Here is a 15,522-nt window from a genome sequence, read left to right on the forward strand (position 1 = left end):
GACGAACTTGCACAGGCCAGCCCCTCCTGAACCGAAGGAGGAGAAGCCATGCCCAAGACAAAATCATCCGCGCCGCAGAACCTCACCCGTATGAACCCCGGCGCAGCTGCTATCGACATCGGGTCCACGATGCACATGGCGGCCGTCAATCCGAACAGCGACGATATGCCAATCCGAGCCTTTGGCACCTTCACCCATGACCTGCATGATCTCGCCGCCTGGTTCAGATCCTGTGGCGTCACAAGCGTGGCGATGGAATCGACCGGCGTCTACTGGATACCGGCATTCGAGATCCTGGAGCAGCACGGCTTTGAGGTGATCCTGGTCAATGCACGCTACGCGAAGAACGTCCCGGGGCGGAAGACCGACGTCAATGATGCGGCATGGCTGCGCCAGCTGCATTCTTATGGCCTGCTGCGCGGAAGCTTTCGGCCGAATGCCCAGATCGCAACGCTGCGTGCCTATCTGCGTCAGCGAGAACGGCTGGTCGAGTATGCGGCCGCCCATATCCAGCATATGCAGAAGGCCTTGATGGAGATGAACCTGCAGCTCCATCATGTCGTCTCCGACATCACCGGCGTAACAGGCATGAAGATCATACGGGCGATTGTCGCCGGCGAGCGCGATCCCGACGTCCTGGCATCATTGCGCGATGTTCGCTGCCACTCCTCTGTCGACACGATCAGAGCATCGCTGATCGGTAACGATCGTGATGAGCATGTTTTTGCGCTTTCCCAATCGCTGCAGCTTTACGACTTCTATCAGCTAAAGATGATTGAATGCGACCGCAAGCTGGAGGCATCGATTGCTTCCATGACCGCCGAGCCTGAAGCCCCGCTTGCGCCGCTGCCAAAAATCCGGACGAAGACCAAGCAGACGAATGCGCCGTCCTTCGATGTCCGAGCCGCACTATACGGCCTTACGGGAGCAGATTTGACCCAGATTCACGGCCTCGGCTCTTCGCTCGCACTCAAGCTCATCGGCGAGTGCGGAACGGATTTGCGGGCATGGCCAACCGCCAAGCACTTTACATCATGGCTCTGCCTCGCCCCGGGCAACAAGATCTCGGGAGGCAAAGTTCTATCATCGCGAACACGTCGGTCGTCCAGTCGAGCGGCGGCACTGTTGCGATTGGCCGCAACCACGATCGGGCGAAGTGACACTGCCCTCGGTGCGTTTTACCGCCGGTTGGCCGGGCGTATCGGAAAGCAGAAAGCGGTGACAGCGACGGCACGCAAGATTGCAGTCCTGTTCTATAATGCACTGCGGTTTCGAGTGATATACCGCGATCCAGGCGCTGCGGCCTATGACGAGCGACACCGAGGCCGCGTCATTGCCAACCTCCAGCGCCGCGCCCGGTCTCTGGGCTATCAACTCGAACCCATGATTGCTGCAGAATGTGTTTCTTAGGAAAGCTTTTCCGATCAGTTCCGCAACCGATACCCCGTCTTGAACATCCAGCTGACAACACCGAGGCAGAGCGCCAGAAACAGCGTGATCATCGCCAGACTGATGATCGGATTGACGTCGGCGATCTCATAGAAGCTCCAGCGGAAACCGCTGATGAGATAAAGCACCGGATTGAAGTGGCTGACCGTCTGCCAGAAGGGCGGCAGCATGTCGATGGAATAGAAGCTGCCGCCAAGGAAGGTCAAAGGCGGCACCACCAGCATGGGGATGAGGTTCAGCTGCTCGAAATTCGTCGCCCATATGCCGATGATGAAGCCGAACAGGCTGAAACTGACAGCCGTCAGCACGAAGAACAGCACCATCATGAACGGATGAGCGATGGTGATATCCACGAAGAAGGTGGCTGTTATCAGGATGATCGTCCCGATCATCAGGCCCTTGGTCGCCGCCGCCCCGACATAGCCGGCGACAATTTCCGTCATCGATACGGGCGCGGACAATATCTCATAGACCGTGCCGGTGAATTTCGGAAAATAAATGCCGAAGGAGCCGTTGCCGATACATTGCGTCAGCAGCGTCAGCATGATGAGGCCGGGCGTTATGAACGCGCCGTAGGAAACCCCGCCAACCTCCTGAATCCGCGAACCGATCGCGGTTCCGAAGACGATGAAATAAAGCGAGGTGGAGATGACTGGCGAGACCACGCTCTGCAGCAGGGTGCGCCGCGTGCGTGCCATTTCGAACAGATAGATGGCCTTGATGGCTTCGAAATTCATTTCTGGCCTCCCACCAGCGAAACGAAGATATCCTCAAGCGAGCTCTGTCGCGTTGAAATATCCTTGAAATGGATGTTGGCGGCGGAAAGGGCGCTCAGAACATCGGCAATACGGCCCTGCTCGCCATTATCCTCGATTTCATAGGTGACAGTGCAACCGTCTTCGGAAAGCGTCAGACCAAAGGACGCGAGGCTTTCGGGCAATTGCTCCACCGGCTGGGCGAGTTCTAGGAAAAGCTGCTTGCGGCCGAGTTTCTTCATCAGCGCCGTCTTTTCTTCCACCAGCAGCAATTCGCCGCCATTGATGACGCCCACGCGGTCGGCGATTTCTTCCGCCTCCTCGATGTAATGCGTGGTGAGGATGATGGTGACGCCCTTGGCCCGCAGCTCGGACACGACGTTCCACATGTCACGGCGGAGCGCCACATCAACGCCGGCGGTCGGCTCGTCGAGGAACAGAACCTTCGGCTCATGCGCCAGCGCCTTGGCGATCAGCACACGCCGCTTCATGCCGCCGGAAAGCTCGCGCAGCATATTGTCCTTCTTGTTCCAGAGCGACAGGGATTTCAGGATGCGCTCGATCAGTTCCGGGTTCTTCTTCTGCCCGTGCAGGCCGCGCGAGAAGCTGACGGTGTTCCACACCGTCTCGAACTGGTCGGTCGTCAATTCCTGCGGCACAAGTCCGATCAGGGCGCGGGTCTGGCGAAAATCCTTCACCACATCATGCCCGCCGACAAGCACCGAACCTTCACCCGGATTGACGAGGCCGCAGACAATCGAGATCAGCGTCGTCTTGCCGGCGCCGTTCGGGCCGAGAAGGGCAAGGATTTCCCCCTCCCTGATATCGAGGCTGACACCTTTGAGCGCCTGAAAGCCGTTTGCGTAGGATTTTGTCAGATTCCGTATCGAAACAATGGCATTCATGGCGAATTCTTTCGAAAAACCGAGTAAGATGAACGCCATATAGACCGCAGAGGTTGCAAATGCCACCCCAGCGGACCGAACACTGCGTTCGGCAGAGACGGAAAATCAGCCGTAGACGCTATAGAAAAACTGCGCTGCGACGAAGACCAGAAACACCCCGAAGGCCCGCTCCAGCTGCTTCTTGCTGAGCGCATGGGCGAGCCGAGCGCCATAGGGCGCAACGACAAGCGTGATGGGGATCAGCAGCACCACGGCGATCCAGTTGATGAAGCCGGTGGAAAACGGCGGCAGGCCCGCATCGCCCCAGCCGGCCCAGATGTAACCCAGAAGCCCCGGCAGAGAAATCAACACGCCGACACCGGAAGAGGTGGCCACCGCCTGATGGATCGTGCGTCCATAGAGCGTCATGAAGGTGTTGTTCATCACCCCGCCGCCCACGCCCATCAGGCCGGAAAAGAGCCCGATGCCGGTGCCAACAAGAAAGCGGCCCGGGTTTTGCGGCAGGTCGGAACCGAGATGCCAGCTCGCCCGGTTGAAGATCATCCGGAAGGCGAGCGCGAGCGCGATGAAAGCGAAGATCAGCCGCAGTGCAACGCTGGAGGCATAGGCGGCAACCACGGATGCGAGGATGGTGCCGAGCGGTACGGCAACGATCCAGCCCTTCAGCAGATCGATATCAACAGCGCCTTTCTGACGATGCGTGAGAAACGAACGGATGGAGGTGGGCACGATGATGGCAAGCGACGTGCCGAGCGAGAGATGCATGCGCACCGCCTCCGGCACATCCAGAAGCCCGAAGACCTGGTAGAAGACGGGCACCAGCACCGCGCCGCCGCCGATGCCGAACAGGCCGGCCAGAAGACCGGCGACCACACCCGCTACCGCAAGCGCCGCCGCAAAGACCATCAGCTCTGAAACAGGGGGCATAAAGGCAGGCTCCCGAAGGCCGTTGTCACAAACATGTGACCCTCATAGCGTATCAGAAGAGCGCGGCAAGCCATGTTGGCCGCAGGTCAGTACGGCGCGATGTCTTTTGCCGCATATCCGCGCCGGATGGACCACTCCATGGGATCGTTTTCCCATTGCATGCCCTTGCAAAGACGCCGATATCCCCCCGATAAGGCTGTCTTCTTCAACCGGCCTTCGGGCCGGTCTTTTTTTGTGGGAATGTGACAGAAGAGTTGGAATTCCGGAAAGTGAATCCACACTTCCGTCATTCCGACATTGAGCCGGAATCCGGCCAACGCGCGTCGGCGCGGCGGCAAGGCTCCTTTCAGCTCAAGGACTTCAGCTGGCTGAATTCCGGCTCAAGGCCGGAATGGCGGAAGTTGCAAACATGACGCATTATAGCGAGCGTCTAAAAGCGGCCCGACTATCGCCCCGCCCAATCACGCCTTTCGCGTCTCCTAGTCACAATGCCTGTAACCTGACTTGCGCGTGCGCAGGTCGAAGTGAAAATGGTTCCAGTGGTTGGGATCGCTGCCCGGTCCGAGAACGGTCGAGAAATATTTGCAGCTGTCGGACCTCACCGCCTTCAGCAGCGCTTTTTCGCGGAAGGCGAAGAAGCTCTTGCTGCGCACGTCGATTTCCTTGCCGTTCTTCAGCGTGATGGTGCCGATGTCGATGGCGTTGCCGCGCGCATGTTCCGACCAGGGATTGCTGGAACGCGAATTCATCTTGCGGCAGGAATAACCGCCCATCGGCGTGATGCGACCAACGCCGGAGAGATAACGGAAGCGCGAGGATGGCACGAGTTCGAACTTCACCCATTTGGCAAAGGCAAGCGTGACCTGGCAATTGAGCTTCACGGCCGGGCGGATGGCGACGCCGCTGGCGAGACCGCTGAGTTCGATCGGATAATCGATACCGCAGGTCGGACCATCGGCAATGCGCGCAACGTCCCGGAAAGCAACGCCGAGGCGGCGCAGTTCGGAGCGGCAGGCAACTTCGGAAGATGGCATGACGCCTGGTGGCATCGAGCGGTTGCTTTGCGGCCCACCGCCCGCCATCGGATTATCAGGCATGAGCATGGCGACTTCCTCCACCGGCTGGCGGCGCGAGGAGGAGCCGAGCGGCGGCGGCGGGATGAGCCGCGACTGGCTGGCCCGTTGCGGCTGGCGGGCCGGAGGCACGGCCATGGGATTATCCGTGCCGATGCCATCCACCACCGGCTGCGCGGAAGCACCCTCGGCAATCTCCGCATCCTGTTCTTCGGCAAGTCCGCGGACCGGCTCCACACCCAGCATGGAATCCATGTTCACGCCGCCTTCGCCTTCAGCGATCTGGTTGCCGGTCATCTGCTGCGCGGGCATGGTCTGGCTCTGCATGGTCTGCGCCGGCACAGTGGTATGGCCGCTGGCCGCCATGCGCGCCTGATGCTGGGAATCGAGTGTCGAATAACCCTGCCCGCCCTGCGGCGATTGCAGCAGGGGATCCTGCGAGGCGTAAGGTTCCGGCATCGGCTGAGAAATGGCCGCGGGATAGTCACCGCCCTGCCCGACCCGCTCCGCCTGATACACGGCACCCGCCGGCGCGCTGTAACCCTGCTGCCGCGAGGAGCGGATAGCGCTGACGCGCGTGGTGCCGTCCACTTCCGCCGGTGGCACGAGGCCCTCCGCCGAACACGACACCATGACCGTGGAAATCATCAGCAACGTCACAAGACGACGCGGAAGGGAAACATACGCCATACGAGAACCTGTACCTTCAGCGGCCGCTATTCGCGGCAATACAGGATAAATTTTAAAGAAATGAGGTAAACGAAACCTTATTGGTTACGGGAAATAACGAACCTGGTTGTTGCATGACGCTGCAAATGAAGAAGGCACGACCGAAATCGCGTCGAAGGTCACGACATAAACGCTGAAACCTCTCCTCCGACATCCTCGGGCTTGACCCGAGGATCAAGAGCCGCACGAGGAATGAATCCTCGGGTCAAGCCCGAGAATGACGTCGAGTGCTGGAAAAGCTTCTCATTCATCTAAGGGCGCAGCCATGGCCGCGCCCTCCACTTTACCCAAACGCATATGTCACGCGGCCCGTGAAACCTCGCGCGCAACCCCATTTCCAAGTTCGAAACGCGACAGCAGCGAGCGCAGCTGGCGGCTTTCCTCGGCGAGCGTCTGGCTGGCCGCCGTCGTTTCTTCCACCATGGCGGCGTTCTGCTGGGTCATCTGGTCCATGTGGTTGACGGAGGTGTTGATCTCCTGCAGGCCGGTCGCCTGTTCGCGCGCGGCCGTGGCGATGGAGTTGACATGGCCATCGACACGGTTGACCAGCGCCACGATCTCCTCCAGCGCATCACCTGTCGAGCGCACGAGTGCGACGCCGCCGCCGACCTCCTCCGCCGAACGGTTGATGAGGGTCTTGATCTCCTTGGCTGCATTGGCAGAACGTTGCGCCAGTTCGCGAACTTCCTGCGCCACCACGGCAAAACCACGCCCGGCCTCGCCCGCACGCGCCGCTTCCACACCGGCATTCAGCGCCAGAAGATTGGTCTGGAAAGCGATCTCGTCGATAACAGAGATGATCTGCCCGATGCGCTTGGAAGAGTCCTCGATGCGGCCCATGGCGTCGACGGCATTACGCACGATCTCGCCCGAGCGGCCGGCGCTGGTTTTCGTGTCCTGCACCATCTGCCGGGCCTCGTTGGCCCGCTCGGAAGCGGTGCGCACCGTGGCGGTGATTTCGTCGAGAGCGGCTGCCGTCTCCTCCAGCGCCGCCGCCTGCTGTTCGGTCCGGCGGGAAAGATTGCCGGTCGCGCCGCTGATATCAGAGGCACTGTCATTGACGACATGGCCGGTCCTGGCAATGGCCTCGATCGCACCGTGCAATGCGCCGACGGCACGGTTGAAGTCCATGCGCAGCTTTTCATAGTCCGTGCCGATATCGGTAAGCGAAACGGTCAGATCGCCATTGGCAAGCGCTTCGAGCGCATTGCCCAGTTGCTCCATGGCATGGGCCTGCCGCTCGGATGCGGAACGAAGCACCATCTCGTTGCCGTGCCGCGCTTCTTCCAGCGCCCGTTGCTGGTCGGCCTCGCGGGCCTGCAGCGCGCTGCGCTCATTGACGCTGTCGCGCAGTACCAGCAGCGTCTTGGCAATCGCGCCGATTTCATTGCGACGGTCAGCGAACTGGATATCCGCCGCGCCGTCACCATCGGCGATGCGCCGCATGCTCTGGCGGATGAGATCGATCGGCCGGGTCACGCTGCGCACGACGGCTGCGGCCACGCCGACAACCAGAAGGCCGGCCACGACACAAAGACCGCCATTAAAATAGACGTCGCGCCAGAACACCGCTTCAAGATCGTCAACATAAACACCGGTGCCGACAATCCATCCCCAGGGGGCGAAACCGGCGACATGGGAGAATTTCTCGACCGGCTCCGGCGCACCGGGCTTCGGCCAGTAATAATCGACAAAGCCCTTGCCGCCTGCCTTGACCGTATTCACGAACTCGACGAACAGCGCCTTGCCGTTCGGGTCCTTGTTGGCGGTAAGGTCGGTGCCGTTCATCTCGGGCTTGATCGGATGCATCACCATTTTCGGATGCATGTCGTTGATCCAGAAATAGCCGCTGCCATTGCCGTAGCGCATTGCCGCAATGGTCGTCTTGGCCTGCTGTTGCGCCGCCTCCCGCGTCAGGCTTCCGCCCTGCTCCAGCCGGTAATATTGATCGAGAATGGCAACAGCGGTTTCGTTCATTGCCGCAAGCCCGGCTTTCCGTTCGCGCTCCATTTCGTGGTAGCTTTCAAACAGGCTGAATGTGAGAGCCGCGGCCAGTATTGCCAGAAACAATGCGACGAGCGCATACAAGCGCATAGATATTGTTACGTTTTTCATGTTCCCCCTCAACGTCGCTGATGCACTTCGACCAGCCGATGTTAAAGGCAAAAAATTTATTATTATTAAATACACATATTATACGTTGGTATTATTCTTATATGCTCACATTAATTCGCACCGCCATTCCAAACCGGTACAAAAAGCGTGAATTTTCAAACCGGCCGGCGGCATTTAAAGACAGCGTTAACCCTGCCGCCCCTATCCTCCTTGACCGAAATTACACTGCAGGGAGGCGCGCGATGGCACGGCCCAATTTTCGCTATACGCATTATGACCTGAAGGAACTTCGGGCCGGCACGGTCATTGAAGTATCCCTGTCGGCCGTCAACAATGTCCGGCTGATGACGGGGGCGAATTTCCAGCGTTTTACCGAATTGCTCGACTTCAAATATCTCGGCGGCGTCGCGAAAAAATCGCCGATCCGCCTCGCCATTCCAGAGACGTTACACTGGCATCTGGTCATCGACGCCGAAGGCCATAGCGGCCTCGCCGAATCCTCGGTCAAGATGCTGCCCGCGCAGCCGCAGGCAGCACCACATCGCAAGGCATCCTGATCTTATTTAAAAACAGTGAGTTACCGCGGTTTTGCGACTCTTTTTGCCAACGGCCTGAATCTTTTTCTTAAGATCGACCGCAATACGGTTTCGGCTCAAACCGCACAAAAAACCTAACGCGATCCCCGCTCGCGGCGCAGCTTCGCCCACCAGTCCAGACGCTTGCGGATTTCCCTTTCGAAACCCCGGTCCGGCGGATCGTAAAAGGTCGTGCGCCCCATTTTCTCCGGGAAATAGTCCTGCCCGGAAAAGGCATCCGGCTCGTCATGGTCGTAGCGATAGCCATCGCCGTAACCTTCGCCCTTCATGAGCTTGGTCGGCGCGTTCAGAATATGTTTCGGCGGCACCAGCGAGCCGTTTTCCTTGGCCGCCCGCATCGCCGACTTGAAGGCGTTATAGACGGCGTTCGATTTCGGCGCGGTGGCGAGATAGACGCAGGCCTGAGCCAATGCGAGCTCGCCTTCCGGTGAGCCCAGATAATCATAGGCGTCCTTGGCGGCATTGCAGACGACGAGCGCCTGCGGATCGGCAAGGCCGATATCCTCAACCGCCATGCGCACCAGCCGCCGCCCGAGATAGAGCGGGTCTTCGCCGGCATCGAACATGCGGGCGAGATAATAAAGCGCCGCATCCGGGTCCGAACCGCGCACGGACTTATGCAGTGCGGAAATGAGATTATAATGGCCGTCCTGGCTCTTGTCGTAAACCGGGGCGCGGCGCTGCACGATGCGGGTCAGCCCCTCGGTATCGAAGGTCTCATCCTTGCGCGCCGCACGCCAGACCTCTTCGGCAAGCGTCAGCACGGCGCGGCCATCGCCGTCGGCCATGCGGATGAGGCTTGCGCGCGCCTCCTCGGTGAGCGGCAGGGGCTTGCCCTCCGCCTCCTCGGCGCGTTTCAATAATTCGCTCAGGCTCTCCTCGTCATGCGAGCCGAACGTCAACACGCGCGCCCGTGACAACAGAGCGGCATTCAGCTCAAAGGACGGGTTTTCGGTGGTGGCGCCCACCAGAATGATGGTGCCGTCTTCCATCACCGGCAGGAAACTGTCCTGCTGGGCGCGGTTGAAACGATGGATTTCGTCAACGAAAAGTAGCGTCTGCCGGCCATTCATCCGACGTGTGCGCGCTGCCTCGAAAACCTTCTTGAGATCGGCGACACCGGAAAAGATCGCCGAAATCTGCTCAAAGGCCAACCCCGCCTCGCCGGAAAGCAGCCGCGCAACGGTGGTCTTGCCGGTGCCGGGCGGGCCCCAGAAGATCATCGATCCCAACGACCCGCTATCGATCATGCGGCGCAGAACGCCCTCCTCGCCCGTCAGATGCGGCTGCCCGCTCACCTCCGCCAGCGTCTTCGGACGCAGGCGATCGGCAAGAGGCCGCCGGTTGGCGACCTCCACGGGCACTTGCGGGGCGAAGAGATCGTCGCTCATCGCAGGAACTGCCGAATGCGTTGCCCGTCACGCAGGATTTCCACGCGCCAGAAGCCGGGATTGTCATCCAGCGCCTTTTCGACCGCAGCGGTGGAGGCGATGTCTGCACCGTTCAGCGACAGGATCACATCCTTCGGCTGGAAACCGACACGATAGGCCGGCGAACCGCGCTTCACATCGGTGATCACAACACCCGTCACCTGCGACGGCATCCGCAATTCATCGGCAAGCTTCGGCGAGAGATTGGCGACTGTCGCGCCGGCAAAGGGATTGCGGCCCTCGATCAGGCGCTCATCACGCGGCGCGGTTTCCGGCGCAGTATCGAGCGCAATCGTAACTTTCTTCTCTTTGCCCTTTTCCACCACCGTTAGTTCGGCGGATTTGCCGATACCGGCGGTGGTCACGCGATATCCCAGCGCATCCGGATGCTCCACCTCGAAGCCATTGACGGCGGTAACGACCTCGCCGGGCTCGATGCCCGCCTTTTCGGCCGGTCCACCCTTGACGACGCTGACGACAAGCGCGCCGCGGGCCCGGTGCAGGCCAAGCGCTTCAGCAACGTCTGATGTCACGGGATCGAAGGTGGCGCCGATATAGGGACGCTCGAAGCTCGCGTCACCGCGTTCAGCAGCAGCGACGAAAACCCGGACGAGATTGGCGGGAATGGCGAAACCGATACCGTTCGATCCGCCGCCCTTGGAGAAGATGGCCGTATTGATGCCGATCAGCTCACCCGCCATGTTCATCAGCGCGCCGCCGGAATTGCCGGGGTTGATGGAGGCGTCGGTCTGGATGAAGAAGCCGAAATCACCCTGCGTTACCTGGTTGCGGGCGAGACCCGAGACGATGCCGCTGGTCACCGTCTGGCCGACGCCGAAGGGGTTGCCAATGGCAAGCACCAGATCACCAACTTCAATCGCGTCGGAATTACCGAGCGACAGCACCGGGAACTGTTCTTTCGCATCGATCTGCAGAATGGCAAGATCGACCCGGTCATCTTTCAGCAGCACCTTGGAGGAGAACTCACGCCCATCCGCCAGCGCCACCTTGATGTCGTCAGCACCGTCGATGACGTGATTGTTGGTCACCACGAGGCCGCCGGCGGTCACGATCACGCCGGAGCCAAGCGACGACTGTTTTTCCGTGCGGTTCGGCATCTGCTGGCCGAAGAACTGCTCGAAGAAAGGATCGCCGGCAAAGGGCGACAGACGCCGCTGCACGACGCGCTCGGCATAGACATTCACGACAGCGCCTGCGGTGCGCTTGACCAGCGGCGCAAAGGAAAGCTGCATTTCCGTGTGGCTTGAGGGCACGGTCCTGTTGTCCTGTGCGCCAGCGCCCACGGGCAGGAGAATGAGCGCGGCGAGAAAGCCGGTGGACAGATACTTCAACACGCTTCGCATGTGATTCCTCATCGTCATCAATATGATGGAGTTATAACGCCAAAGCCTGTAAAGCAAAGAGCGGCAAGATGATGGCTATCCTTTTCCCAAGTCGCGCCTTTTCCCAGATCATGGCAACAGCGAAATGGAACCAGCGAGCCGCCTTTCCGGTTTCATCCGCAACAGCATTTCTCAAAGAGACACGTCATGGATTTGAAAAAGCCCCTCCTCGCCTGCGGCCTGCTCCTCGCCTCCTCCCTCGTTTCGCCGGCCGCTGCTGCAAGCTTCGACTGCGCAAAGACCGATCTGGCCGCAGATGAAAAGGCGATCTGCGACAACCGTGCCCTCAACGATCAGGATGTGAAGATGGCCACCACCTTCGACATCCTCACCCAGCTGATGGCCATGGGTGCACGCGACACGCTGCGCGACGAACAGAGCAAATGGCTGAAGAAACGTCAGGAGTGTTCAGCCGACGTTGCCTGCCTGACAGCCGCCTATGAGGAGCGCATGAAACGTCTCGGAGAGGCGTTCCAGAGCATCAACAGGCCGCTCTGACCATTATCGCCTGCCCTTACACCGCACGGATGATGACTTCCATGAGGCCATGCAGCTGATCGCGATAACCGGTTCTGGCGGAAGGTGCATCCTCACGAGAGGTCATCACGACGGATAGCCGCCTCGTGGGAACGATATAGAGCATCTGCCCGCCATAACCCCAGGCGTAATAGACCGTTTCGCCCGCCATTTCCTTGATGAACCAGCAATAACCATATCCGTCGCCGTTGAAGACCGAATTTGTGCGCTGCTGCCAGGACTGGTCGATCCAGCCTTGCGAAATCAGTCGCTCGCCCTCCGGTGTCGTCCCACCGCGCCTATAAAGCTCGCCGAAGGCCAGCAACGACCGCGCCGTCATCGCCATCTGGTTGCCGCCGAGATAGACACCCTGCGGATCACGCTCCCAGCCGCCGATCGCAAATCCCTTGAGCGGACGAAACCAGTCACGCGCCAGAGCAAGCGTCGAGCGGCCGGAGGCCCTGGTCAATATCGCCGAGAGCAGATGCGTGGAACCCGTGGAATAGAGCATGCCGCCGCCCGGTTCTCCGACAAAACCGGAACCCAGCGCCATCCGAACCCAGTTGCGGCTGGCGACCCAGCGGCCGTAATTCGGCCCGGACATGCGCTCCAGACCTGACTGCATGGACAACAGGTTGCCGATGGTGATCCGTTCCAGCCGGGGATCGGGACTTGGCGGAAAATCGCCGCGCAGAACTGTCGCAATCGGCTGATCGGCGCCCTCGATGATCTTGCGATCAATCGCCATGCCGACCAGCGCCGAAATGATCGATTTCGAGGCCGACTTGATATTGGTGGAGCCATTCACGCTGGCCCCATGATAGGCGCGGCTTGCGACCTCCTCGCCGTCAATGCTGACTAGGACCGTCCTGAGGCTGGAAAGCGCGTCCGCCTCCCTCAGCAACGGATCGAAACGGATGCCATTGCTGGAGCTTTGCGCGCGGGCAAGTTCAGCAAAAGGCAGGGACGCGATGAGGGCGAGTGCGGTTCGTCTTTTCATGTCACTGAGCTAGGAAGCTATACGGCGATGAAAAGAGGTAACTCCGCCAATCACTCCAATGTGACCATATTTCAAGTACCGCATTCCCATACCGCAATTTGATAGTCCACCGGAACCTTCATGAAAACAAGGCGTTGCCATGCATTCCGGAATCGAGATGCGAAGCGCTTGAATCAGTTTCTGATCTTGAGGACTATCGCCCTGCCACAAATGCAAAAGACGGGAAACGATGCCGCAATTGAAATCATCACGCCTTGTCCTCCGACCTTTTAAGATGACGGACTCGCCGCCGCTCGCCCGGCTGACGAACGACCCGCTCATATTGCGCAATCTGCTGCGCACGACCTACCCTTTCGAACCCGATGATGCACGGCGTCTGATCAGGCGCATTGCTGAACGCCGGCTCCCGGTATGGGCGGTGGATGACGGCAGGCTGGTCGGTCTCATCGGCCTTTCAGGCGAATTCGGTCTTTGGCTTGATCGCCGTGTTTGGGGAAAGGGCTACGGAGAAGAAGCCGGACGCCTCGTCATCGATTATGCCTTTCAGCACATGGGCATCAAGACCCTGCATGCCAATCCCCTATTTGACAACAGGGCGTCGCACCGTCTGATGGACAAGCTGGGTTTTGTTGCGACCGGCCGTGCAACTGCCCTTTGCAGGCAACGGAGAAAAGTTGTGCCGCTTCGACCTTATCGGCTCGATAAAGAGTGATCGGCACAAAAAAGCCGCCGTTAATCAACGGCGGCTTTTTATCATCTCGCAGATCCGGAAATTACTCCGGCAGAATCCGCACGGCACCCTTGTCCGCGCTGGACGCAAAGGCCGCATAGGCCTTCAGCGCCGTCGTGACATTGCGCTTGCGCGGTGCTTCCGGCTTCCAGCCCAGCTCTTCCTGTTCGGCGCGGCGCGAAGCCAGTTCCGAATCCGCTACCCTGAGATTGATGGTGCGGTTCGGAATATCGATCTCGATCAGGTCACCCTGACGCACGAGGCCGATTGCGCCGCCCTGCGCCGCTTCCGGCGAGGCATGGCCGATGGAAAGGCCAGAAGTGCCGCCCGAAAAACGACCGTCGGTGATGAGCGCGCAGGCTTTGCCGAGGCCCTTGGATTTCAGGTAGCTGGTCGGATAGAGCATTTCCTGCATGCCGGGGCCGCCCTTCGGGCCTTCATAGCGGATGACGACGACGTCGCCCGCCTTGACCTCGTTGCCGAGAATGCCCTTCACCGCTGCGTCCTGGCTTTCGTAAACGACCGCCGGGCCGGTGAATTTCAGGATGGATTCGTCAACACCAGCCGTCTTCACGATGCAGCCGTCGAGCGCGATGTTGCCGTAAAGCACGGCCAGACCGCCATCCTTTGAGAAGGGCTTTTCGACCGAGCGGATGACGCCGTTGTCGCTATCTGTATCCAGATCGTCCCAACGCGAGGACTGGCTGAAAGCCACCTGTGTCGGCACGCCGCCGGGGGCAGCCTTGAAGAATTCACGCACCGTCTCGCTGTTGGTGCGAGTGATATCCCAGCGGTCGATAGCATCGCCAAGCGTCGCTTCGTGCACCGTATAGGTATCGCGGTTGATGAGGCCGCCGCGTTCCAGCTCGCCGAGAATACGCATGATACCACCCGCACGGTGAACGTCTTCCATGTGCACGTCCTGCTTGGCAGGCGCCACCTTGGAAAGGCAGGGAACCTTGCGGGAAAGACGGTCGATGTCTTCCATGCCGAAATCGACACCGCCCTCATGCGCCGCCGCCAGAATATGCAGCACCGTATTGGTGGAGCCGCCCATGGCGATATCCAGCGACATGGCGTTTTCGAACGCCGCCTTGTTGGCGATGGTGCGCGGCAGAACGGTCTCGTCGTCCTGCTCGTAATAACGGCGCGCCAGATCAACGATCAGGTGACCGGCTTCGACGAACAGCCGCCGGCGATCCGAATGGGTGGCGAGCGTCGAACCGTTGCCGGGCAATGACAGACCCAGAGCCTCGGTCAGACAGTTCATCGAATTGGCGGTGAACATGCCGGAGCAGGAACCGCAGGTCGGGCAGGCCGAACGCTCGATGACCTTCACGTCCTCGTCGGAAATCTTGTCATCTGCTGCCGCAACCATGGCGTCGACCAGATCAAGCGCGACCGTCTTGCCGTGCAGAACGACCTTGCCCGCTTCCATGGGGCCGCCGGAAACGAAAACGGCGGGAATGTTGAGACGCATCGCCGCATTCAGCATGCCGGGCGTGATCTTGTCGCAGTTGGAAATGCACACCATCGCATCGGCGCAATGGGCATTGACCATATATTCCACGGAATCCGCAATGATTTCGCGCGACGGCAGCGAATAGAGCATGCCGTCATGGCCCATGGCGATGCCGTCATCAACCGCGATGGTGTTGAATTCCTTGGCGACGCCGCCTGCCGCCTCGATTTCACGGGCAACGAGCTGGCCAAGATCCTTCAGATGCACATGGCCCGGCACGAACTGCGTGAAGGAATTGACGACAGCGATGATCGGCTTGCCGAAATCGCTGTCCTTCATGCCGGTGGCGCGCCAAAGGCCGCGCGCGCCCGCCATGTTGCGGCCGTGGGTTGTCGTTCTTGAGCGATAGGCTGGCATGGTGTTTTCCTCGAT

The 15,522-nt window shown here is 59.9% G+C and carries 13 protein-coding genes; 4 read left to right on the forward strand and 9 right to left on the reverse strand.

The window, feature by feature from the left end:
• The first annotated feature begins 48 nt into the window (after positions 1-48).
• Positions 49-1,410, forward strand: coding sequence for an IS110 family RNA-guided transposase (locus QRN60_RS09125; RefSeq protein WP_034498021.1), 1,362 nt, complete (start codon positions 49-51; stop codon positions 1,408-1,410).
• Positions 1,411-1,424: 14 nt separating this feature from the next.
• On the opposite strand, the gene QRN60_RS09130 is transcribed toward QRN60_RS09125, so the two are convergent.
• The 5 genes from QRN60_RS09130 to QRN60_RS09150 all read right to left on the reverse strand — a co-directional run bounded on the left by QRN60_RS09130 (position 1,425) and on the right by QRN60_RS09150 (position 7,953).
• Positions 1,425-2,186, reverse strand: coding sequence for an ABC transporter permease (locus QRN60_RS09130; protein ID WP_003507827.1), 762 nt, complete (start codon positions 2,184-2,186; stop codon positions 1,425-1,427).
• Positions 2,183-3,109 carry an ABC transporter ATP-binding protein gene (locus QRN60_RS09135; RefSeq protein WP_060726423.1) on the reverse strand — a complete coding sequence of 309 codons (927 nt, stop codon included), beginning with the start codon at positions 3,107-3,109 and terminating at the stop codon, positions 2,183-2,185. Before QRN60_RS09135 ends, QRN60_RS09130 begins: the two co-directional genes overlap by 4 nt.
• 105 nt (positions 3,110-3,214) lie before the next feature.
• On the reverse strand, positions 3,215-4,036 hold the full coding sequence (locus tag QRN60_RS09140; RefSeq protein ID WP_060726350.1) for a sulfite exporter TauE/SafE family protein: 822 nt from the start codon (positions 4,034-4,036) through the stop codon (positions 3,215-3,217).
• Between the two features lie 479 nt (positions 4,037-4,515).
• A complete protein-coding gene (locus tag QRN60_RS09145) occupies positions 4,516-5,799 on the reverse strand; it encodes an extensin-like domain-containing protein (protein ID WP_060723299.1) in 1,284 nt (427 codons plus the stop codon).
• Between the two features lie 339 nt (positions 5,800-6,138).
• On the reverse strand, positions 6,139-7,953 hold the full coding sequence (locus tag QRN60_RS09150) for a methyl-accepting chemotaxis protein (protein ID WP_111785085.1): 1,815 nt from the start codon (positions 7,951-7,953) through the stop codon (positions 6,139-6,141).
• A 242-nt stretch (positions 7,954-8,195) separates the two neighbouring features.
• Between QRN60_RS09150 and QRN60_RS09155 the strand changes: the two genes are divergently transcribed.
• Positions 8,196-8,510 (forward strand): DUF1883 domain-containing protein, encoded by a 315-nt coding sequence (locus QRN60_RS09155; protein ID WP_060723301.1) that lies wholly within the window; start codon positions 8,196-8,198, stop codon positions 8,508-8,510.
• 113 nt (positions 8,511-8,623) lie between these two features.
• Here QRN60_RS09155 and QRN60_RS09160 read toward each other — a convergent pair whose 3' ends face one another.
• The gene (locus QRN60_RS09160; RefSeq protein ID WP_003507807.1) at positions 8,624-9,940 is read right to left on the reverse strand and encodes a replication-associated recombination protein A; all 1,317 of its coding nucleotides are present in this window, start codon (positions 9,938-9,940) and stop codon (positions 8,624-8,626) included.
• Positions 9,937-11,343 carry a DegQ family serine endoprotease gene (locus tag QRN60_RS09165; protein WP_111785086.1) on the reverse strand — a complete coding sequence of 469 codons (1,407 nt, stop codon included), beginning with the start codon at positions 11,341-11,343 and terminating at the stop codon, positions 9,937-9,939. Before QRN60_RS09165 ends, QRN60_RS09160 begins: the two co-directional genes overlap by 4 nt.
• 186 nt (positions 11,344-11,529) lie before the next feature.
• Here QRN60_RS09165 and QRN60_RS09170 point away from each other — a divergent pair, with 186 nt between their 5' ends.
• Positions 11,530-11,880 (forward strand): lysozyme inhibitor LprI family protein, encoded by a 351-nt coding sequence (locus QRN60_RS09170; RefSeq protein WP_003507804.1) that lies wholly within the window; start codon positions 11,530-11,532, stop codon positions 11,878-11,880.
• 16 nt (positions 11,881-11,896) lie between these two features.
• Here the strand turns inward: QRN60_RS09170 and QRN60_RS09175 are convergent, their stop codons facing one another.
• Positions 11,897-12,898, reverse strand: a complete 1,002-nt coding sequence (locus tag QRN60_RS09175; RefSeq protein ID WP_129565207.1) for a serine hydrolase domain-containing protein — start codon at positions 12,896-12,898, stop codon at positions 11,897-11,899.
• A gap of 229 nt (positions 12,899-13,127) precedes the next feature.
• Here QRN60_RS09175 and QRN60_RS09180 point away from each other — a divergent pair, with 229 nt between their 5' ends.
• Complete coding sequence (locus QRN60_RS09180; RefSeq protein WP_077998587.1) at positions 13,128-13,610, forward strand: GNAT family N-acetyltransferase; 483 nt, start codon at positions 13,128-13,130, stop codon at positions 13,608-13,610.
• Between the two features lie 61 nt (positions 13,611-13,671).
• Here the strand turns inward: QRN60_RS09180 and ilvD are convergent, their stop codons facing one another.
• Positions 13,672-15,507, reverse strand: coding sequence for a dihydroxy-acid dehydratase (gene ilvD / locus QRN60_RS09185; RefSeq protein ID WP_003507800.1), 1,836 nt, complete (start codon positions 15,505-15,507; stop codon positions 13,672-13,674).
• Positions 15,508-15,522: the final 15 nt, after the last annotated feature.

The sequence above is a fragment of the Agrobacterium sp. CFBP2214 genome (genome assembly GCF_030209895.1).
Classification (GTDB): Bacteria; Pseudomonadota; Alphaproteobacteria; order Rhizobiales; family Rhizobiaceae; genus Agrobacterium; species Agrobacterium radiobacter.

What these genes read in the sequence shown, in the direction of transcription:
- QRN60_RS09125 (WP_034498021.1), top strand. Translation starts at nt 49, where the DNA reads ATGCCCAAGACAAAATCATCCGCGCCGCAGAACCTCACCCGTATGAAC.
- QRN60_RS09130 (WP_003507827.1), bottom strand. Translation starts at nt 2,186, where the DNA reads ATGAATTTCGAAGCCATCAAGGCCATCTATCTGTTCGAAATGGCACGC.
- QRN60_RS09135 (WP_060726423.1), bottom strand. Translation starts at nt 3,109, where the DNA reads ATGAATGCCATTGTTTCGATACGGAATCTGACAAAATCCTACGCAAAC.
- QRN60_RS09140 (WP_060726350.1), bottom strand. Translation starts at nt 4,036, where the DNA reads ATGCCCCCTGTTTCAGAGCTGATGGTCTTTGCGGCGGCGCTTGCGGTA.
- QRN60_RS09145 (WP_060723299.1), bottom strand. Translation starts at nt 5,799, where the DNA reads ATGGCGTATGTTTCCCTTCCGCGTCGTCTTGTGACGTTGCTGATGATT.
- QRN60_RS09150 (WP_111785085.1), bottom strand. Translation starts at nt 7,953, where the DNA reads ATGAAAAACGTAACAATATCTATGCGCTTGTATGCGCTCGTCGCATTG.
- QRN60_RS09155 (WP_060723301.1), top strand. Translation starts at nt 8,196, where the DNA reads ATGGCACGGCCCAATTTTCGCTATACGCATTATGACCTGAAGGAACTT.
- QRN60_RS09160 (WP_003507807.1), bottom strand. Translation starts at nt 9,940, where the DNA reads ATGAGCGACGATCTCTTCGCCCCGCAAGTGCCCGTGGAGGTCGCCAAC.
- QRN60_RS09165 (WP_111785086.1), bottom strand. Translation starts at nt 11,343, where the DNA reads ATGCGAAGCGTGTTGAAGTATCTGTCCACCGGCTTTCTCGCCGCGCTC.
- QRN60_RS09170 (WP_003507804.1), top strand. Translation starts at nt 11,530, where the DNA reads ATGGATTTGAAAAAGCCCCTCCTCGCCTGCGGCCTGCTCCTCGCCTCC.
- QRN60_RS09175 (WP_129565207.1), bottom strand. Translation starts at nt 12,898, where the DNA reads ATGAAAAGACGAACCGCACTCGCCCTCATCGCGTCCCTGCCTTTTGCT.
- QRN60_RS09180 (WP_077998587.1), top strand. Translation starts at nt 13,128, where the DNA reads ATGCCGCAATTGAAATCATCACGCCTTGTCCTCCGACCTTTTAAGATG.
- ilvD (WP_003507800.1), bottom strand. Translation starts at nt 15,507, where the DNA reads ATGCCAGCCTATCGCTCAAGAACGACAACCCACGGCCGCAACATGGCG.